The following is a 19,420-nucleotide window of genomic DNA, read 5'->3' as shown; positions in this document are numbered from 1 at the left end:
GAGGATATAATCCTTAGTTGAAGTACTGCTGAGCTAGCACCTTATCGTGGCCGTAGATGTCGTCGCGGAAATGAACACCTCCATCTTCGGCTACCCATGCTGTGAAGTATACCAGATACACGGGCAGCTTTTCATTCAGTGTTATGTATTTCTCTCTGCGAGCCTGAATGGTATCTACAATGGTTTCCCGGCTCCAGCCGGGCTTGTTGCGGAGCAGGTATTCGGCCAGCTTAATGGGCTCCTCTACCCGCACACAACCGTGACTGAAGCCGCGCTTGGTTTGGTTAAACAGCTCGTCGTTGGGCGTATCGTGGAGGTAGATATCGTCGGAGTTAGGGAAGATAAATTTGACCTCACCCAAGTCGTTTTTGGGACCCGGACGACGGCGTAGCGTGTACTTAAATGTCTTCTCGTTTACGTTCGTCCAGTCAATAGAGCTTGGATCTACGGGCACCGCTTTGGCGCCGTATCCCTTCACCACTTCCATATCCAGGTGGTCCAAGTAGCTCGGATCGTTGGCCAGTTTGGGAGCCAATTCTTTTTGGATGATGCTCATCGGCACGTTCCAGTAGGGCGACAACACCACGTATTCCAGCTTATCGCTGAACACCGGTGTGGCGTTTAACGCCTTGCCTACGATCACCCGCATATTGAACACTTCCTTGTTGTCCTCAATCACGTGGAGCTTGTAATCGGGAATATTAACCAGTAAATAATCTGGCTCAAATCTCTTCGGAATCCAGCGCCAGCGCTCCATGTTTAGCATGATCTGATCGATACGATCGGCCAGCGGCACGTTGAGCAGACGCAAGGTTTCGCCTCCAACCACACCGTCGGGCTTGAGACCATTTTGCGTTTGAAAGGCCTTCACAGCCTCCACCAACTCGCCTTCATAGACTGCGGCCGGACTCGTGTTTGTGGTTGATGTGGCAGCAGGGCCGTTGTTATTTACGGGCTGCACTGGGGTAGCCGTGGGCTCAGATTTGCCCCCCAGCAGACGCTGCCGCAACTGCGCAACGGCCGGCGATGAGCTTCCTGGTTTTAGCTTAGTGCCGGCCGGAATAGTTGGCCAGCCACCATTGCGCTGCAACGCCCGGTAGTCAGCCAACGCCTTTTTCAAAGCATTGTATTCCGGGTGCAGCGGCTCGAATTCGTAGTAAGGATAGGTACTCTCACGCTCCTGAAGAATCGTCATCAGGGCCTTGTGCAGCTTGATCTTGTTGCGCTTTACCCGCCAATCAATGTTCTTGACTTCGCGTGGACTTACCGTTCCCCGATAAAAATCGGAGGCCCAGTTGAAATACGTGCTTGATAAGGCCACATCAATTTCCTTTTCCAAGGCATTGCGCTTGGTCGAATCTGATTGCACCGCCTCCAAATCAGCGAAGAGCTTATCAAAATCCTTGATTTTGTAGTCTTTAGGATCTAAACCCTCGTCGGCGGCTTTTTCAAGCACCCCAAGCATTGTTTTGGCCTGCGGCACCAACTCGTGGTTGCGGAACCACCCTAAGCGGTAGTCCCGCTCCTTGTAAAACTTTTTACCCCACTCGATATGCTCCTTGAAAGCGGGCTCGGCGCTCATCTGTCGAATCACGTAAGTGCTATCGAGCTTAGGCTGCGGGCCGCCTGCTTTGGTAAGGGCACCGGGGAGCGCCTCCTTAATCTGATCCTTCTGATCTTGGCTGCATGAGGAAGACGTGGCGAGCACCGTAAGGCCCAGCAGCCAAACCATGAAGGTGGAGAGAAAAGAAAAGCGAAGGAGAGATTTCATATGTAAATAAAGAAGCGACAGAAACGCAGCCAAGACCAAGCAACCTCCTCAACAAAATCGAACCTAAGATAGGTCCTTGTTGGCGGCTTGGGCGTTCTACTGCATTCGGCCCCACGAAGTTTCCGCAGAGCTGAGAATACGCCTCGGGGGCAATATACACGTTTTGCTTCCACACTTGTATACTGCCTTTCGGCTCGTCGGTGAGGGTTTTGGCTACCTTTACTTTTCTGGCCTTCATTTTTGAGGAAAAGATTAAAACGTATTTTTTGGATTCTGCCAATGCCTACTTCCTCTGCTCCTACCTCCTTCTCAACCTCTGATCCTCACAGCTACGCCCGCCCTGCCGAAGCCCGGGTTCATTACCTGGCCCTTGAGTTAAGCGTAGACTTTACTGCGCAGATACTCGTGGGTCAGGCTACCTGGCAGTTTAGCAACCCCAGCGGTGCCACCGATATTTATCTGGATGCGCGCGACCTTCAAATAGAGTCTGTATGGCTCGATGGCCCGGATGGTGCTGCTACCACGTACGAACTGGGAGCCCCCGACGCGGTGCTTGGGCAGGCGCTCCGCGTAGCCATCATGCCGACGACTACGGCCATCACTATCCGATATCAGACCTCGCCCGAAGCTGCCGCTTTGCAATGGCTGCCGCCTGCTCAAACGGCGGGTCGGGAGCAGCCATTTCTGTTTACTCAGTCGCAGGCAATTCTGGCGCGCACTTGGCTCCCCTGCCAGGACTCGCCTGGTGTGCGCTTCACCTATGATGCGTGGGTGCGAGTGCCGACCCATCTACTGGCATTGATGAGCGCGGAGAATCCACAGGCGAAAGACCCGCAGGGCGAGTACCACTTTCGCATGACGCAGCCCATTCCCGCTTACCTAATGGCCTTGGCCGTAGGCGACCTGAGCTACGCGCCCATCAGTGCTCGCACTGGCATTTATGCCGAGCCTGTCACCTTGCCGGCAGCTGCCTCGGAATTCCGAGACCTAGAAAAAATGGTGGCTGCGGCTGAAGGCCTATATGGTCCCTATCGTTGGGAGCAATACGATTTGTTGGTTTTGCCCCCCAGCTTTCCATTTGGTGGAATGGAAAACCCGAGATTAACATTTGTAACACCTACTGTTATCACTGGGGATCGTAGTCTGACCAGCTTAATAGCACACGAGCTTGCGCATTCGTGGTCGGGCAACTTGGTTACAAATGCAACCTGGAATGATTTCTGGCTGAATGAAGGCTTTACGGTCTATTTTGAGCGCCGGATTATGGAGAAGCTATATGGCCCCACTTACGCCGACATGCTTCAGGTATTAGGCAATAGCTCGTTGCTTCATACCATAGAGGAAATTGGTCCCCAGAGTCCCGATACCCACCTCTATCTCAACCTTGCCGGCCGCGACCCGGATGATGGCCTCAATGATATAGCATATGAAAAAGGCGACTATCTACTCCTCACGCTAGAGAGCCTGATAGGTCGCCCCCGCCTCGATGCCTTTATTAAGGAGTACTTCGCGCAGCACAGTTTTCAGAGTATGGATACGGCTTCCTTCGTCGCCTACCTCCGCAACGAACTGCTGGATCGGGAGCCCGGCCTTGAAGAAAAGCTGCAGTTGAATGCCTGGATAAATGGACCTGGCATACCGAGCGTGGCCCCAGCCGTCACCTCGGAGCGCTTCGCGGCCGTTGATGCCGCGCGGCGCCAATGGCAACGAGGTACTTCGGCTGCCGACCTGGTAGTGTCGGAGTGGAGCACGCATGAGTGGGTACATTTTGTACAAGGCTTACCCGCCGATTTAACCGGGGGGCAAATTGCAGAATTAGATGCCGCCTTCCAGCTGACCAAATCCGGCAATGCCGAGATTCTGGCTGCTTGGCTCCCGGTTGCCTTAGCAGCCGGCCATCTGCCGGCCGAAGAAGCAACCCAACGCTTTTTGTTGCGGGTGGGCCGTCGCAAGTTTTTGACGCCTCTTTATAAAGCGCTCCTCACCCTCCCCGATGGGAAGGCCCGTGCCCAAGCCATCTACGCCCGCGCTCGGCCCACTTATCACGCCGTTGCTACCAGTACTTTTGATGCATTGCTGGGCCGCCCATCATAAATCCTGCTAAGAAAAAGGTCCAAAGTGAGAGGTTTGAGCTGCTGAGTTGTTAATTGGCTAACCCTCTGCCCTATTAATAGAGCTACATTGGGTCAGCCATGGCCCGAAGCTTGCTTGAATTTGAGCTGACTGCTCTGTTGTTTTTTGTGTTGAACTAGTCTAGAATGTTGGTATTGGAAAATCTAAAACCTCTCGGTAAACTGATTGCCATCGGTGGCAATGAAGATAAAGGGACTTACCCCAACCCGCGCACCAAGAAGAAGTATTACCTCAACTTCTTTGAGTTGGGTATTCTAAAACGGATTGTAACCGAATCAGGAAAAGCCGACCCGCGTATTGAGGTTATCACCACAGCTTCCATGATTCCGGAAGAGGTAGCACGCATTTATGTGGCGTCTTTTGCTATGCTCAACTGCCTCAACGTGGGGGTATTCGATATTCGGGTGCCCGAGGATACGGACCGCCCCGAGCACCTCGACCGCCTACGCGAGGCCGACATTATCATGTTTAGCGGAGGCAATCAATCCCGGCTTACCGAAATGTTCGGTAATACTGAGTTTCTGCGGGTTCTGACGGAGCGCTATCACCACCACGCCAATTTTATCATTGCTGGCACCAGCGCCGGGGCCATGGCGATGTCGAAGGTTATGATTCGGGGGGGCAGCGTGCCCGATGCTCTGATGAAGGGTGCCGTCAAAATTGGCGCTGGCCTGGGCTTAATGCCGAAAGTTATGATCGACTCGCACTTCGTGAAACGCGGCCGTTTCGGCCGGCTCATTGAGTGTGTAGCCCTATACCCCAAGCTAATTGGCATCGGGTTGGGTGAGGACACCGGCATACTTATCACAGAAGGCAATCTGATTGAAACCATCGGCTCCAACTTGGTTGTAATTATGGATGGACACAATTTGGAGCACAATAACGCCAGCCTGGCGAAGAAGGGCGCGGCCCTGTCCATCGAAAACATGGTGCTGCATGTGATGGTGAAAGGCAATATTTATAATATCAAGGAGCGCAAGTTCTATCCGAGCAAAGATATTTTGCCCCCCGTAGCTTCACCCAAGCCCGAGGCACAGGCTTTATAAAAACCCTTCTGTTTCTTCACAAAAAGGCCGCTCTTTCAAGAAAGAGCGGCCTTTTTTGTGAAGAAAGCCGGATGTCCGCGCTGGGAGCGCTACTCCTTATATATATGTCGCAGCCAAAGCTCAGCTATTTGTCCTCATAAATGGCGGTGAAAAGCGGGCTTTCTGAAGTAAAGGTGCCACGGTACATGCCACTCGAATTGAAGGGCAGCGCTAGATTGCCGGCGCCATCCACCGCAATCAAGCCACCTTCGCCACCTACCGGCGCCAGCTTATCATGCACTACAATGCGGCAGGCTTCGGCTAAGCTTAGGCCGCGGTATTCCATGAGGCAGGCTACATCGTAGGCGGCCACGGCGCGCATAAAATATTCGCCCGAGCCCGTGCAGGAAATAGCGCAGGTTGTATTATCCGCAAAAGTACCGGCCCCAATAATGGGTGAGTCGCCGATGCGGGAGTAGCGCTTGTTGGTCATGCCGCCGGTGCTGGTGGCGGCCGCTAGGTTGCCATGCCGGTCACGGGCAACGGCACCCACAGTTCCCATTTTTTTCTGGGGGGCTTTTTTTGACTCGCTGTGGTCCAGATGAATTCCTCCCGACTCCAATGCTTCCTGCAACTGGTCGTGGCGGTGCTGGGTAAAAAAGTACTCGTCGGGCTGGGTGGGCAGGTTATGCTCGCGGGCAAACTCCTCCGCCCCCGGCCAGGCCAGCAACACGTGGTCCGACTTTTCCATAATCATGCGCGCGGCGCTGATCGGGTTTTGCAGATTGCGCACGCCCGCCACGGCTCCCGCGCTTCGGTCGCGCCCGTCCATGATAGCGGCATCCATCTCGTGGCGCCCATCATGGGTGAACACGGCTCCCCGGCCGGCATTAAATAATGGCGAATCTTCGAGCACGCGCACAGCCGCTTCTACTGCATCGAGAGCAGCGCCGCCCTGGCGCAGCACCTCGTGGCCCACTTCGAGCACCTGCCGGAGCGCGGCATGATAAGCCTGCTCTTTTTCGGGTGTCATTTGGTCGCGGGAGATGGTGCCGGCTCCGCCGTGAATGGCCAGTGCAAAGGTAGATTCCATAAGAAGAAAATGGGTGGAGGCGCCTGAAAGCGCAACATTAAGGCAAAGCATTACTGGCTCCTGGAACCAGTTTCAGGTTGTTTTGGTACTAATAAGTACGCATCTTACGGGCCGGAGTTCGACCCGTTTTTTTAACCGAAACGGGTTTTTTTTCGTACGTTTGACTTCCCATTTTCATCATTTCAACTATTCCTTTTTTATGGCTTACGACGCTACCGGCCGCCTGCACGAGATTTTCGACGAACAGCAGGTGAGTGAAAAATTCCGCAAGCGCGAGTTCGTGCTGGAAGTTCAGGAGGGCCAGTACCCCGAGCATATCAAGTTCCAATTGGTGCAGGACAAGACAGCCCTAATAGATCCTTTCAAAATCGGCGACGAGGTAAAAGTGACGTTTAATCTGCGTGGCCGCGGCTTCAACAAAAACGGTCAGATGCTGTACTTCACCAACCTAGAAGCTTGGCGCATCGAAGCCGGTGCTGGTGGCGGTGCTCCCGCTGCTGGCGGCAACTATGGCAATCAGCAGCAAGCGGCTCCCCGCGCTGCAGCTCCCGCTCAGAACCAAAATCCGAACCTTCGTGCTCAGCCCGCCGCCCCTATCGCCGGCGACGACGACAACGATCTTCCTTTCTAAGCGTTCCGCTTTGCTAAAATCTCTCAATGCCGCCTTCTACCAAGGGCGGCATTGTTTTTTTCAGTTGGGGGCTTTTTTACCTAGATTTTGTTTTAGCTGATGGTCTTGGGTTGTGCAGAGTACCGCAGAGCATCTCGCGTACGGTCTTCTGATTAGTAACCCTGTGTCAGCACGCGAGATGCTTCGCTCTGCTCTGCATGACGTTCTTTTTCGCTTTCACTACTTACTATATTCCTTTCTGATCAAAGGCACTTTTTAGCCTTAACAAGCCGTTTACTGCCGAACCACTGCCCATTCCTTAACGTCTGCCCTTCTAAAGCGTACGTTATCTCAATTTTTGCCCCCCACTACTGATTTCGCTTTTCCCTGATGACCGCGTCCTCCGATTTTGCTTCTTCCCCCCTGCGCGGTAAAATTGCCCTCGTTACCGGCGCTTCCGGTGGCATCGGGCTCATAACTGCCCGCGAACTGGCGCGACGTGGTGCTCGCGTAATAATGGTGTGCCGCAACCCAGAGCGCGGCGAGCAGGCTCGTACCGCCATCCGCGCAGCCATCGGTTCCGACGCTCAACTCGATTTGCTGCTCTGCGACCTGTCGTTGATAGCCAATGTGCGCACCCTGGCCGAGGAAGTAACCCGGCGCTTCGATCGTCTGGATATTCTGGTGAATAACGCCGGTATATTTCCGGGCCCACTTACCATTACCGAGGAAGGCCACGAGCTGAGCTGGGCCACGAATCATCTGGCAGTGTTTGCACTCACGAATTTGCTGTTGCCGCAGCTACTGGAGGCCCCACAGGCGCGCATTCTTACGGTAGCATCCGAGGCGCACTGGCTGGGTGAGATTGAGCTCTCGGCCGAAGCCCGCAATGCCCGCGAGAAGTACAGCTCATTTACGGCTTACTGCGATTCCAAGCTGGCCAACATCATGTTCACAAGCGAGTTAGCTCATCGCCTCGACCTAACAAAAGTAACCGCTAATTGCCTTCATCCCGGCATGGTTGACACTGGCTTGGTAAATCCCGGGAGCTCTACCCTGATGAAAGCGATGTGGTGGACGGCCCGGCCGTTTATGATTAGCCCCGAAAAAGGCGCCCAAACCAGCATTTACCTAGCTTCTTCGCCTGAAGTTGAAGGTGTTAGCGGCAAGTATTTTAAAAATCGCAAACCCAGCCGTGCCTCCGGCCGCTCCCAGAGCCGCCCCGAAGCTGCCCGCCTCTGGCGCCTCTCGCAGGAGGAAACGGGTATAGAATAAGTAGAATCAATTGAGCACAAGGCATTTTATCCTCTATCACAACCTCAAGGCTCAAATCAGAGTTTTCTTTCACAACCACGGTATAGCCCATGCCTACGCTGCAGGAAATGATTCGGGAGGGTGAGGGAGAACAGGTAGAGTTCAAAAAAAAGACTACTCACCCGACACGCATTTCGCGCACCTTGGCTTCTCTGGCCAACACCCGCGGTGGGTACGTGCTGGTCGGCGTCGACGATGATGGGCAGATTGTGGGTGTGCGCGATGCGGCGGAGGAAATACATGTGCTTCGTGAGGCGGCCACTCACTTCGTAGACCCACCTATCCTACTCACGTTTAAAGAAGTAGAAGAAGACGACCGTACGGTACTGATTGTGACGGTGCGGGAAAGCGCGCATAAGCCCCACCGCGCCCAAGTAGCCGAAGACGACTGGCGCGGCTACGTGCGCGTGCGTGACCAAAGCGTGCAAACCAGCAGCCTCACCGAAAAAGTGCTGGAACGCGAAGAGCCAACTTTCGAGAAAATCCCGCTAAACAAAGATGAGCTGGCCGTGCTCGATTACCTGCGTACCAACCCGCGCATCACGTTGGCTCAATATCAAAAACTTATCAACGTGGGCCAGCGCCGGGCCTACCGCACTCTCATTAAGCTTGTACTCCACGGCTATCTGCGCCACCACGATAAGCAGAAGGAAGTGTATTATACGTTATAAGATGAGGTAACGTCGCTAAACACAAAGCATCAAAAAAGCCCCCAAATAATACTTGGGGGCTTTTTCAGGCGTAAGCAGCTTACATATCGCTGCTGCTCTCGCGCGATTTTTTCTTTTCGTCTTTGGCGGCTTTCTTTTCTTTTGCCGTCTTGGTCGGCTCTTTCTTTTTCTCTTTGCGGGCGTCTTGTGCTTTAGCCATGACTAGAACAGATGAAGGTGAGAGGTGGACGTATTAACGCAGGCTGCTTAGTCTGTGTTGTGCGCTTTAAAGCTACAATAACGGCAAATACCGTTCATGCAAAATTGTTAAATGATGCGCCTCATGGCCAGGTACTACGTGTACCAAGGCCCGCACACTTATTGGATGGTTGTTCGCTAGGCCTACTTTATCGAGGATGTGGGGGGCAAATGACCGGTACAGTGCTACCGTGCTCGCGCGCACGGCAGCGTGTTCGGCTAGCAAATCGGCCAACGGACGGGTGTTGGCTTCCGAAGCGGGGGCGTAAGCATTTTCATCAAAGCCCGGCAACGATTGTTGGTCGCCGCGAGCGATGCACAGGGCGCGGTAGGCAAAAATGCGCTCCGAATCCAGGATATGCAGAATCATCTCCTTTATTGTCCACTTTTCGGGGGCGTAGGCCAGCAACGCTTGCTCATCAGTGAGGGCACCGAGCAGCGCCCGAACATGAGCACCTTGTTTTTCCAGCAGCTCCACCGGATCGATACTATCGGGTACGTGGCGGAGGTAGTTTTCGTAGTAAGCGGGGTATTCGCCACTGAGGGGTTGTTTAACAACTACTGGCTCCGCTGGGACTGGGGTTTCGACGGTTTGGGGGGCTTTTTTGGGTACCGCCAAGCGTCGTTGTCGGCTTAGGCGCTGGGCGCTGCCCCAGTTCCGCTTAGAAGGCAGAGCACCGGCGGGCAGCCAGGCATCGGCGGGGCGGGGCGTCGTTTTGCCGAAGGCCCAACGCAGAAAGTCCGGCATAATGCGGCCCCAGGTTTCCTGGTTGTGCCGGCCGCCAGCCACTTCCACGTAGCGAATATGCTGATCAGGAATACCCTGGCGGATCAGCTCTGCCATCAGATCCAGTGTATCCTCAATCGAGTCGATAATGCCGTTGTGGTTACGGTCATTGGTTTCGTCCTGCGTACCGGTTTGGAGCCAAAAGCGGTGACCGGGATGCGGCCGACCCGAGCGCACAAGCGAATGCATGATGCGGTCCGCATCGATGTAGCCGTCTTCGAAGGCTTTGCGCCGCCACCAGAATGAGCCCGAAAAAACGCCTACCCGCGTAAACGCATCCGGGTTGCGCCACACCAAATCGAACGCCATGAGGCCGCCCAAAGAGAAACCCGCAAATACGGCTTGCTCCGGATCGGTGGTCACATGGTATTTCTGCTGCACATAAGGCAGCAATTCTTCCAGCACAAAATCAGTGTAAAGATGCGCTTTGTTGCCGCGGTCCAAGTAATCGGGCCGGCCGGAGGTGCCGTATTCGTGCATCCGGTCGCCGGCATGAATGGCAACCAGCACAAACGGCCGCAGCGCCTGCTGTTGATACAGCGCATCGAGGGTGGCTTTTAGGCGCAGGCGCCGCAAATCCTGGCCATCATTCAGATACAAAACCGGATAAGGCCCGTGACTGGCGGGGTCGAAGGCCGGCGGCAACACCACATCAAGCCGCACCGTACGCTCTAAAGCAGCTGAACTGAGTGCTTCATCGCGTACTACTTGTACGGTGGCAGCTTGGGAAGGCGAAAAAAGTGACTGATTCATTACTAAAACTAAATCGGCGGACGCTGTATTAGGCTTGCAAGGTACCTTTTTCCGGTTCTTAGCTGAAGCTTACATGGTGCAATGAAATATTTCATTACTTTTCTCCAACTCTCCTCTCCCTCTAAGTTCTTACGATTTTGCACGAAGAATACCGCACCTTTTATTCCCAGCATCTTGGCCATGCCATCGAAATGCTGGTTTTTGGTACGCATGGGTACCCAATCGTAATTTTTCCGACCTCGGGCGGACGGTACTACGAAGCCAAGGATTTTCTGCTGGTCGAATCGGTACGCTGGTTTATTGAGTCGGGCAAAATCAAATTATTTTGCCTCGATAGCCGCGACCACGACAGTTGGTACGGTAAGCACCTTCACCCCGCCGAGCGGATCCAAAACCATAACCGCTACGACCGTTTCCTCCATCAGGAATTTGTGCCTGCGCTCCAGCAGGAGTGCCACGTCGATAAAATTGGAGTGGCCGGGTGCAGCTTCGGTGGCTTTCACGCTCTCAACTTCGCCTTTCGGCACCCCGAGCAGGTAGCTTATTTATTTACGATGGGCGCCGCCTTCGACATGCGGCGGTTTCTGGATGGACATTACGACGAGGACGTGTACTACAACAACCCGCCGCAGTACATGCCCGATGCCCAGAATGAGCATTTCCATCAGATGAATATCGTGTTGGGCACTGCTGAGCATGATTTCTGTCGCCCAGGCAACGAGGAAATGTCGGGTATCCTGCACAACAAAGGCATCCGGCACTGGCTCGACATTCGGCCCAATGGCAGCCACGACTGGCCCATCTGGCGCGAAATGTTTCCGCATTATTTGTCCCTGATGTAAAATTGCCCCCCAAGCCTTTTCACAGCGTCACGCTCAGCCTGACGTCCTTTCATATTTAACACCTCCCTAAGACCTTAACACCATGAAAAAAATCGGAATCCTCTTTGGCCAGGAAAACACTTTCCCTCAGGCTTTTGTCGATCGGGTAAATGAAAAAGCCGGTGGCGAATTCACTGCTGAGTTCGTTTCCATCGACCAAGTTGAGCAGAATGTGCCCACTGACTATGCCGTTATCATCGACCGCATTTCTCAGGATGTACCCTTTTATCGGGCGTACCTCAAAAACGCGGCCCTGACCGGTACTGCCGTCATCAATAACCCCTTCTGGTGGAGCGCCGACGAGAAGTTTTTCAATAATGCCCTAGCCGTACAGCTTGGCGTGCCCGTACCGCGCACCCTGCTCCTGCCCTCCAAAGAGCGCCCCGACGATACCAGCGAGCGGTCGTTCCGCAATCTGCGCATGATGGATTGGGACGCGGCCTTCGAAAAAATTGGGTTCCCTGCCTTCATGAAGCCTCACTCCGGCGGCGGCTGGAAAAGTGTGTACAAGCTCCACAACCCAGAGGAGTTTTTCCGCGCCTATGCCGAAACCGGCCAATTGGTAATGCTGCTCCAGGAAGCCATTGAGTTCGACGATTATTTCCGTTGCTACTGCATCGGCGGCAAAGAGGTGCTCATTATGCCTTACGAGCCCCGCAATGAGTTTCATCAGCGCTATGCTACCCAGATGAAAACTACCGGCCCGGCCGGCGAAAAGCTTCTGGCTACCATCAAGGATTATGTGTTGCGCCTCAACAAAGGCTTGGGCTACGACTTCAACACCGTAGAATTTGCCGTGCGCGATGGTATTCCAATTGCCATCGACTTTGGCAACCCCGCTCCCGACGCCGATGTGAACTCCGTGGGTCAGCAGAATTTTGAGTGGGTAGTGGAAGCTGCCACCAACCTCGCCATCGAGAAGGCCCGCGCCTACCAGCCCGGCCGCGACAATCTTACTTGGGGCACTTTTGTGCAACGCTCGGCCCAGAACGGCTTCCAGGATTCGATTCCAGCGGGCAAAGCCGTTGCTGCTAAAAAGCCCGCCGCTGCGAAAGCAGCTGCGCCCAAGGCTGCGGCTCCTAAGAAAGCAGCCGCACCAAAGAAAGCAGCGGCCCCTAAAGCTAAAAAGGCTCAGGAATAGTATTTGGGGGGCTTTTTTAGATATTCAGTTTTCAAAAAAGCCCCCAACGCTTTTCGCGGCATCTCTTCCCATTGATAAGTAAGTAACGTTATGGCTAAGCCTGTTTTTACGCTCGGAATAGAGGAAGAATTTCAAACGATTGATCCGGAAACCCGCGATTTGCGCTCCCACATGTCGCAGATTGTGGAGGGAGGCCAGATGATTCTGCAGGAACAAGTGAAAGCCGAAATGCACCAGTCGGTGGTGGAGGTTGGCACTACTATTTGCCAGAATATCGAGGAAGCCCGTCACCAGGTTATTCATCTGCGCCAGCAGGTGATAGAGCTGGCCGACAAGGTAGGATTGAAGATTGCCGCCGCGGGCACGCATCCGTTTTCGCGCTGGCAGGATCAGCCCATCACGCCCGATGTGCGCTACGACAAGATTGTAGAAGAACTACAGGACGCTGCCCGCTCCAACCTAGTATTCGGTATGCACGTGCACGTGGGCCTCGAAACCCGCGAGCTAGGCGTGTACATGATGAACTCGCTGCGGTATTTTCTGCCGCACATTTTCGCCTTATCTACCAACTCACCTTTCTGGGAAGGTCGTGAGACGGGCTACAAGTCATTCAGAACCAAAGTATTCGAGCGTTTCCCACGCACGGGTATTCCCGAACACTTTGCCAGTGCCAGCGAGTACGATGAGTATATCGCGCTGCTGGTAAAAACGGGCTGCATTGATAATGGCAAGAAAATATGGTGGGATTTGCGTCTCCATCCTTTTTTCAATACCATTGAGTACCGCGTGTGCGACATGATGCTGCGCGCCGATGAAGCCATCGCGCTGGCAGCCGTAATGCAGGCGTTGGTGGCCAAAATCCATAAGCTTATGGTAAGCAACCTGAGTTTTCGGCAGTATCGCAAGGCGCTTATCAATGAGAATAAGTGGCGCGCCGCCCGCTATGGCATTGCTGGCAAAATGATTGATTTTGGCAAGCAGGAAGAGATTCCGACTCGCACGCTCATTCTCGAACTACTTGACTTTGTGGATGATGTGGTGGACGAGCTAGGTAGCCGCCACGAAGTAGAGTACGTATTGAAGATGCTGGAAATGGGCACCGGTGCCGACCGTCAGCTAGCCGTATTCCGCCAAACCGGCGACCTGAAGCAGGTAGTAGACTTTATTGTTGCGGAAACCAGTTTCGGACTTTGATTTTACAATGCGAATAGGATAAAAACGTACTGATAGGCAACTACGTTGTATCTTGCCAATGAGTGTAGACCTCACAGACCCATTGGGTAACTGCTGAGGTCTACTTTTTTCCAATAATTGGCTGACTCTCTGCAGTTAGCATGTGCGAATGAAGTTTTTGAAGATTGCCATTTTAGACATGTACGACAACCGGCCGAACGAAGGCATGCGTTGTATTTTGCGGTTAATCCGTCAGGCCCAAACTGACGGTGCGGCCTTGTATTTCGACATTTTTAATGTCCGGGCTAATGCGGAATTACCGACGTTGGACTATGATATTTACATTTCCTCGGGAGGACCGGGCAGTCCGCTTCCCTCCGATGAAGCTTGGGAGCAGCCCTATTTTGCGCTGATTGACAGCATCTTTGCTTGGAATAGCATCCATGTGCGTAAAAAACATTTATTGCTCATTTGTCACTCCTTTCAGCTGGTAAGCCGGCACTTAGGCGTTGGTACCTTGAGCAAGCGCAAGTCCACGTCGTTCGGCATTTTTCCCATCACCAAAACCGATGCTGGCCATGCTGACCCCCTATTTGCGTCGCTGCCGGCCCCATTCTACGCCGTCGATTCACGCGATTACCAAGTAACCGAGCCGGATGCTAACCATATGGCCGACTTGGGCATTAAGGTGTTGTGTCTGGAAAAGGAACGTCCTCACGTACCGCTGGAACGGGCCATTATGGCCATCCGGTTTACGCCCGAAATAGTTGGTACTCAGTTTCATCCGGAGGCCGATGGGGAAGGCATGCTGCGCTACTTCCTAACGGATGCCAAACGCCAGCAGATTGTGCAAGAGCATGGCGAAGACAAGTATAACGACATGGTGCGTCTGTTGCAGGACCCTGATACGATTGAATTGACGGAATCGGTGGTAGTTCCTACGTTTCTACGGGAGGCCATCACCGCTCTGTCGATACCAGAAGCTACGTTGCAGCCAGCATAGTTAGCATCAGTACAGGTATTTAGTAGAAAGAACGTCAGGCACCACGCAGGTGGAGTCTGACGTTCTTTTATTTTGCGTACACTTGCCAGACCCTTACTCTTCACTCCGCCTCTATCCATTCAGCTATGATTCCCGAAATCCGCAAAGCGTATAACCAAGCCTTTAGCGTGTCGCGCTACCAGGAAATGCTCGAAGCAATTGAGCGTGAGTTACCTGGCCTGCCGGATTTTCGAATTGCCGAAACGCCCATTTTTGTACCCGCCGCTTTGCGGGACAAGCTTATCAGCGCCGGCGAAAGCATTATTGATGTGCTTACGGCTCCCGATTTTAAGGCGCTCACTGAGCAGGCTGTACCGCCCCGCCAACGAGTACCCAACGAAAACGAGCATACTTCTTTCCTGGCAATTGACTTTGCAGTGTGCCGAAATGAGCAAGGCGAATTGGAACCGCAGCTAATTGAGTTACAAGGTTTTCCTTCGTTATATGCTTTTCAGGATTATCTGCCGCGAGTGTTCCGAGAGCATTTTCCGGTGCCTGATTCGGTTACGCACGTGTTTCAGCCGGGTGGTAGTGCTGCCTACATAGAGCATTTGCGCCAACTGATTGTAGCTGATGAGAACCCGGAGCAGGTGATCTTACTGGAGCTGTTTCCGGAGAAGCAGAAAACCCGCCTCGACTTTGAGCTGACGCGCCGGGCCCTAGGAATTGAGGTGGTGTGCCTGACGAAAGTACGCAAGCACGGGCGGCAGCTATTTTATAAGAAAGATGGGCGGCAGATACCGATAAAGCGTATTTATAACCGCTTGATTTTTGACGAGCTAGACCAGCACCCCGACCTACAAACGGAATTTCAGCTTACCGACGACGTGGACGTAACTTGGGTAGGACACCCCAACTGGTTTTTCCGCATCAGCAAGTACACGATGCCTTTGCTGCACAGTCCTTTTGTGCCCGAAAGCCACTATCTCCACACCCTTACTACTTATCCCGCTGATCTGGAGAATTATGTGCTCAAACCACTGTTTTCCTTCGCGGGTAGCGGCGTGCGCCTGCACATAACCGCTGCCGACCTCGATGCCATCACCGACAAGCATAACTTCCTGCTCCAACGCAAGGTGCAGTACGAGCCGGTAGTGCAGTCGACGGATGGATTGGTGAAATGCGAAATCAGGATGTTGTATGGCTGGCCGGAGCACGCGCCGCGGCCACTCTTGCTCACCAACTTGGGCCGCTTGAGTCGGGGCGAAATGATTGGGGTCGATTTTAATAAAAATAAAGATTGGGTGGGCGGCACAGTGTGCCTGTTCGAATAGACTTGTCCACCCCATTTACATATTGCTAGCAAAAAAGCCCCCCAGGGGGCTTTTTTCGTTTGTGGGCACACGAGAATTGTTCTCTATAGTAAATCTGAAAGGAATACCGAGTGAGATATCATGATAAATTGGTAGTATTAAAATAATATCTATTCTTAATACAAGAACGTAGATTAGCCTATCCGTCATCAAACACCTGTCTCATGAAACAGACTTTACTTTTTCGGCTGCTTTGCTGCCTTTTACTCGCACCGGGGGCCGGTGCATGGGCGCAGGCGCCCCTTACTACTAGCCCTTACACGCAAAACTTTGACTTGCTGCCCACTACCGGTACCAATGAGAAGTCGACGCTACCTACGGGGTGGAATTTTGTGGAGGTGGGAACAGGGGCTAATGATACCTATACTGCCAATAATGGCGCCCTGAATAGCGGCAACACCTACAGCTACGGTGCCGATGGATCGACGGACCGAGCCCTGGGGGCTTATTAAGCGGCAGCGTAACTCCTACGCTGGGAGCTTCCTTCACCAACAACACCAGCGCTACCATCACTAGCCTAACTCTGACCTACCAAGGCGAGACCTGGCGCGTGGGTGGCACTACTCGCTCCGATCGGCTTGATTTTCAATACAGTACTTCAGCTACTTCGCTTACCACGGCCGATGGTTGGCTGGATGTGAACGAGCTTGATTACAGCAATCCATCCAGTGCCGTTACGGTTGTTGGTGGAGTGGCTACCCCTATTCATACGGCTACGCTCACTGCCACCATCAGCAACCTGAACATTGCTCCAAATGCCACTTTCTGGATTCGCTGGACCGATTTCAATGCCGCTGGGGCTGATGACGGAATGGCTATTGACGACTTTTCTTTGTCTTTCAATGCGGGCACTCCTTCCCCACTTCTGAGTGTAACCCCGGCCAGTCTTGCCTTCGACCGCCAAGCCATTAACACTAGCTCTGCACTCAAATCCTATACTATTACCGGCAGCAGCCTGACGGCCGACGTAACAGCCACGGCCCCAGCTGGTTTCGCCTTATCTAAAAGCAACGCCCCTGCCGCCGCCTTCACTTCTACGCTTACCTTTACGCCCGCTGAGTTAGCTACGGCCCAAACGGTGTATGTGCGCTTTACCCCCACTACCGGCGGCGCTACTAGCGGTGCCATCGTGCATACCAGCACGGGAGCGGAGGCCAAGAGTGTGGCCGTTTCTGGTACCGGCATCGATCCGAATAACAACCTGTTTTCGTTTGATGTGTGCCCCAGCGGCTCTACTAGCTTTGACACCTGGACGGCCATCAGCGTGACGGGGCCTCAAACCTGGGGCTGCACTACCTTCGGTCGCGCGGGCAATGATCCAACTAACAGGGCATCCGCTCCTAATGGATTGCAGATCAACGGATTTGCTTCGGGTGCTGGTGTACCCAATGAAGACTGGCTCATTTCGCCAGCATTTGATTTAAGTTCTTTCCAGTTCCCCCGTTTCTCTTTCTGGAGCCGGGTAGCCTTCTCCGGTCCAAGTTTGCGGCTGCGGGTTTCAACCAACTATTCCGGTACGGGCAGCCCAACCGCTGCCGGCGTAACCTGGACCGACCTAAACGCTGACTTCCCCGGCAGTGGCTCTGACGTTTGGACGTTGACACCAGACGTGGATCTCACTCGCTTCAAGGCATCTGCTGTTTACATAGCTTTTGTGTATACAAGTGGCCCGGACTTGGGAGCTGCCCGTTGGACGTTGGATGATTTGCGCCTGCAAAATGCTAGTACGCCCGCAGCGCCGGTTTTGCTGCTCAATCCCGCTAGTTTGGCCTTTGGCTATCAGGCTATTAATGCATCGGCTCAGCAAACGCTGACGGCCACCTTCCGCAACCTGACTGGTCCCGTAACGATAACGTCCTCTGATCCAGCCTTTCAGCTTTCCAAGACTGGTACTACTGCTTTCTCCAACTCCCTGACTTACACCGTAGAAGAGGCCAACTTCACTTCCACTCCCGTTACTGTACGCTTCACGCCTACTCTGGAGGCACGCTCCTACACTGCAACCTTAACCGCCAGTACCACAGGTGCTTCGAATGTAACGGTAGCTGTGTCGGGCAACACGTATGCGCCTGAGAACACGCTCAACATCGTCAACTGGAATATTGAGTGGTTTGGCTCTACAGCGCAGGCGCCCACCGATGACGACTTGCAGCAAGCCAATGCGTTAGCCATGCTCACCAAGCTCGATGCTGATGTGTACGGCTTGGTGGAAGTAGTAGATACCGCCCGATTGGGTGCTGTGGTGCGCCAATTGCCTGGCAATTACAAGTATAAGGTAGCGGATTTCGGCTCGAATGCGCCCGACAATAATGACCCTGATTACGCTTCGGCCCAGAAGTTGATTTTTGTGTATCGCACGAATGTTGTGAGCAATCCTACGTTCTCCGGGCTGTTGCGCTGCCCTGGCAATGCCACTACTTGCCCCCAATACAACGCCTGGTCGTCGGGCCGCTTCCCTTATTTAATGGAAGCCGACGTGAGCATCAATGGGCAAACGCAGCGTATAAACTTTGTGCTTATTCACGCCAAAGCCAACGAAAACACTTCCGTAGCTGATGCTCAGGAGGCATATGACCGCCGTAAAGTGGGAGCCGATGCGCTGAAAGTTGAGCTGGACACGCGCTTCGGCACTGGTAACGTCATTATTTTGGGTGACTTCAACGATGACCTTGACCAGACCGTAGCCTCCGGCGTGAACACCACTGCCACCTCATATAGCGCCTTTACCGCTGATGTAGCTAACTACATTGCGCTTACTTTGCCCCTGAGCCAGACCGGCCAGCGCTCAACCGTGGATTTTGGCGATGTTATCGACCACGTCGTGGTGTCAAGCGAGCTGAATGCGTTTTATCTGCCTTCCACAGCGCAGCTCCGCACCGATTTGGCAGCCCAAATTCCCAACTACGCCAACACCACCTCCGACCATTATCCTGTCTTGACGCGCTTTGCTTTTGGCTATGTAACGGCCAGCAGCAGTGCACAAAAGGCGAATGCTCAGCTTGATATTTACCCTAACCCGGCTACCAGTAAGGTGCAGTTGCGCTTGCCAGCTTCTGCGGGTCAGCAGGTGCGTATGCAGGTGATGAGCGCCGATGGCCGAGCCGTAGCGCAGGCGGCAGGTTCCTTGGAGCAAGTAAACCAACAGCTTAACCAGCAGATGTCTACCCTCAGTGATGGTGTGTATATCCTACGCATCACCAGCCCAAGCCAGACGTATGTGAAGCGTTTTGTGAAGCAATAGATAAACATCGGATAGAATCTACCCCACAAAAAAGGTCCCACTTGGTAAGTGGGACCTTTTTTGTGGGATGAGTACTAACTGGGGGGCTTTTTTTGTACCCAAACCTAGTTGTTTACCTATTCTAATGTAGTTGGTCATCAAAAAAGCCCCCGCAGATTTTAGAACTTTAAGCTGATCACACAAATCCCACTTACGCCTCAACTCACCCTCAAAAATCATTTACCATATAAGACTT

At 53.4% G+C, this 19,420-nt stretch carries 15 protein-coding genes; 12 read left to right on the top strand and 3 right to left on the bottom strand.

Annotated elements, in window-relative coordinates; translation table 11 throughout:
* Positions 1-13: 13 nt before the first annotated feature.
* Positions 14-1,771 carry a L,D-transpeptidase family protein gene (locus EPD59_RS09105; RefSeq protein ID WP_133272505.1) on the bottom strand — a complete coding sequence of 586 codons (1,758 nt, stop codon included), beginning with the start codon at positions 1,769-1,771 and terminating at the stop codon, positions 14-16.
* Between the two features lie 279 nt (positions 1,772-2,050).
* Here EPD59_RS09105 and EPD59_RS09100 point away from each other — a divergent pair, with 279 nt between their 5' ends.
* Positions 2,051-3,865, top strand: coding sequence for a M1 family metallopeptidase (locus tag EPD59_RS09100; RefSeq protein ID WP_133272504.1), 1,815 nt, complete (start codon positions 2,051-2,053; stop codon positions 3,863-3,865).
* 173 nt (positions 3,866-4,038) lie between these two features.
* Entirely contained in the window at positions 4,039-4,950 is a 912-nt protein-coding gene (locus tag EPD59_RS09095; protein WP_133272503.1) for a cyanophycinase, read from the top strand.
* 124 nt (positions 4,951-5,074) lie between these two features.
* On the opposite strand, the gene EPD59_RS09090 is transcribed toward EPD59_RS09095, so the two are convergent.
* Positions 5,075-6,022 (bottom strand): isoaspartyl peptidase/L-asparaginase family protein, encoded by a 948-nt coding sequence (locus EPD59_RS09090; RefSeq protein WP_133272502.1) that lies wholly within the window; start codon positions 6,020-6,022, stop codon positions 5,075-5,077.
* Positions 6,023-6,221: 199 nt separating this feature from the next.
* On the opposite strand from EPD59_RS09090, the gene EPD59_RS09085 reads away from it, so the two are divergent.
* The 3 genes from EPD59_RS09085 (at position 6,222) to EPD59_RS09075 (ending at position 8,617) form a co-directional block, all read left to right on the top strand.
* Positions 6,222-6,653 (top strand): DUF3127 domain-containing protein, encoded by a 432-nt coding sequence (locus EPD59_RS09085; RefSeq protein ID WP_133272501.1) that lies wholly within the window; start codon positions 6,222-6,224, stop codon positions 6,651-6,653.
* Positions 6,654-7,022: 369 nt separating this feature from the next.
* Positions 7,023-7,907 (top strand): SDR family oxidoreductase, encoded by an 885-nt coding sequence (locus EPD59_RS09080; RefSeq protein WP_133272500.1) that lies wholly within the window; start codon positions 7,023-7,025, stop codon positions 7,905-7,907.
* A gap of 89 nt (positions 7,908-7,996) precedes the next feature.
* Positions 7,997-8,617 (top strand): AlbA family DNA-binding domain-containing protein, encoded by a 621-nt coding sequence (locus EPD59_RS09075; RefSeq protein ID WP_133272499.1) that lies wholly within the window; start codon positions 7,997-7,999, stop codon positions 8,615-8,617.
* A gap of 271 nt (positions 8,618-8,888) precedes the next feature.
* Here the strand turns inward: EPD59_RS09075 and EPD59_RS23650 are convergent, their stop codons facing one another.
* On the bottom strand, positions 8,889-10,394 hold the full coding sequence (locus tag EPD59_RS23650; RefSeq protein WP_317128501.1) for an alpha/beta hydrolase-fold protein: 1,506 nt from the start codon (positions 10,392-10,394) through the stop codon (positions 8,889-8,891).
* 137 nt (positions 10,395-10,531) lie between these two features.
* On the opposite strand from EPD59_RS23650, the gene EPD59_RS09065 reads away from it, so the two are divergent.
* The 7 genes from EPD59_RS09065 to EPD59_RS09035 all read left to right on the top strand — a co-directional run bounded on the left by EPD59_RS09065 (position 10,532) and on the right by EPD59_RS09035 (position 19,185).
* A complete protein-coding gene (locus EPD59_RS09065; RefSeq protein WP_133272498.1) occupies positions 10,532-11,236 on the top strand; it encodes an esterase family protein in 705 nt (234 codons plus the stop codon).
* Between the two features lie 82 nt (positions 11,237-11,318).
* Complete coding sequence (locus EPD59_RS09060) at positions 11,319-12,416, top strand: ATP-grasp domain-containing protein (protein WP_133272497.1); 1,098 nt, start codon at positions 11,319-11,321, stop codon at positions 12,414-12,416.
* Between the two features lie 90 nt (positions 12,417-12,506).
* Complete coding sequence (locus EPD59_RS09055; protein WP_133272496.1) at positions 12,507-13,610, top strand: carboxylate-amine ligase; 1,104 nt, start codon at positions 12,507-12,509, stop codon at positions 13,608-13,610.
* 148 nt (positions 13,611-13,758) lie between these two features.
* The gene (locus EPD59_RS09050) at positions 13,759-14,592 is read left to right on the top strand and encodes a type 1 glutamine amidotransferase (protein ID WP_133272495.1); all 834 of its coding nucleotides are present in this window, start codon (positions 13,759-13,761) and stop codon (positions 14,590-14,592) included.
* Between the two features lie 125 nt (positions 14,593-14,717).
* Positions 14,718-15,905 carry a hypothetical protein gene (locus tag EPD59_RS09045; protein WP_133272494.1) on the top strand — a complete coding sequence of 396 codons (1,188 nt, stop codon included), beginning with the start codon at positions 14,718-14,720 and terminating at the stop codon, positions 15,903-15,905.
* 203 nt (positions 15,906-16,108) lie between these two features.
* Entirely contained in the window at positions 16,109-16,396 is a 288-nt protein-coding gene (locus EPD59_RS09040; RefSeq protein WP_133272493.1) for a hypothetical protein, read from the top strand.
* A gap of 98 nt (positions 16,397-16,494) precedes the next feature.
* Positions 16,495-19,185, top strand: coding sequence for a T9SS type A sorting domain-containing protein (locus EPD59_RS09035; RefSeq protein ID WP_133272492.1), 2,691 nt, complete (start codon positions 16,495-16,497; stop codon positions 19,183-19,185).
* The last annotated feature ends 235 nt before the right edge of the window (positions 19,186-19,420 follow it).

Source organism: Hymenobacter radiodurans (assembly GCF_004355185.1).
GTDB lineage: Bacteria > Bacteroidota > Bacteroidia > Cytophagales > Hymenobacteraceae > Hymenobacter > Hymenobacter radiodurans.
Note: the sequence above shows the minus strand (reverse complement) of the source record. Positions and strands in the feature narration are given on the sequence as shown.

Excerpts from the sequence above, each read along its gene's own strand:
- EPD59_RS09105 (WP_133272505.1), bottom strand. The coding sequence starts at position 1,771 with ATGAAATCTCTCCTTCGCTTTTCTTTTCTCTCCACCTTCATGGTTTGG.
- EPD59_RS09100 (WP_133272504.1), top strand. The coding sequence starts at position 2,051 with ATGCCTACTTCCTCTGCTCCTACCTCCTTCTCAACCTCTGATCCTCAC.
- EPD59_RS09090 (WP_133272502.1), bottom strand. The coding sequence starts at position 6,022 with ATGGAATCTACCTTTGCACTGGCCATTCACGGCGGAGCCGGCACCATC.
- EPD59_RS09085 (WP_133272501.1), top strand. The coding sequence starts at position 6,222 with ATGGCTTACGACGCTACCGGCCGCCTGCACGAGATTTTCGACGAACAG.
- EPD59_RS09080 (WP_133272500.1), top strand. The coding sequence starts at position 7,023 with ATGACCGCGTCCTCCGATTTTGCTTCTTCCCCCCTGCGCGGTAAAATT.
- EPD59_RS09075 (WP_133272499.1), top strand. The coding sequence starts at position 7,997 with ATGCCTACGCTGCAGGAAATGATTCGGGAGGGTGAGGGAGAACAGGTA.
- EPD59_RS23650 (WP_317128501.1), bottom strand. The coding sequence starts at position 10,394 with ATGAATCAGTCACTTTTTTCGCCTTCCCAAGCTGCCACCGTACAAGTA.
- EPD59_RS09060 (WP_133272497.1), top strand. The coding sequence starts at position 11,319 with ATGAAAAAAATCGGAATCCTCTTTGGCCAGGAAAACACTTTCCCTCAG.
- EPD59_RS09055 (WP_133272496.1), top strand. The coding sequence starts at position 12,507 with ATGGCTAAGCCTGTTTTTACGCTCGGAATAGAGGAAGAATTTCAAACG.
- EPD59_RS09050 (WP_133272495.1), top strand. The coding sequence starts at position 13,759 with ATGAAGTTTTTGAAGATTGCCATTTTAGACATGTACGACAACCGGCCG.
- EPD59_RS09045 (WP_133272494.1), top strand. The coding sequence starts at position 14,718 with ATGATTCCCGAAATCCGCAAAGCGTATAACCAAGCCTTTAGCGTGTCG.
- EPD59_RS09040 (WP_133272493.1), top strand. The coding sequence starts at position 16,109 with ATGAAACAGACTTTACTTTTTCGGCTGCTTTGCTGCCTTTTACTCGCA.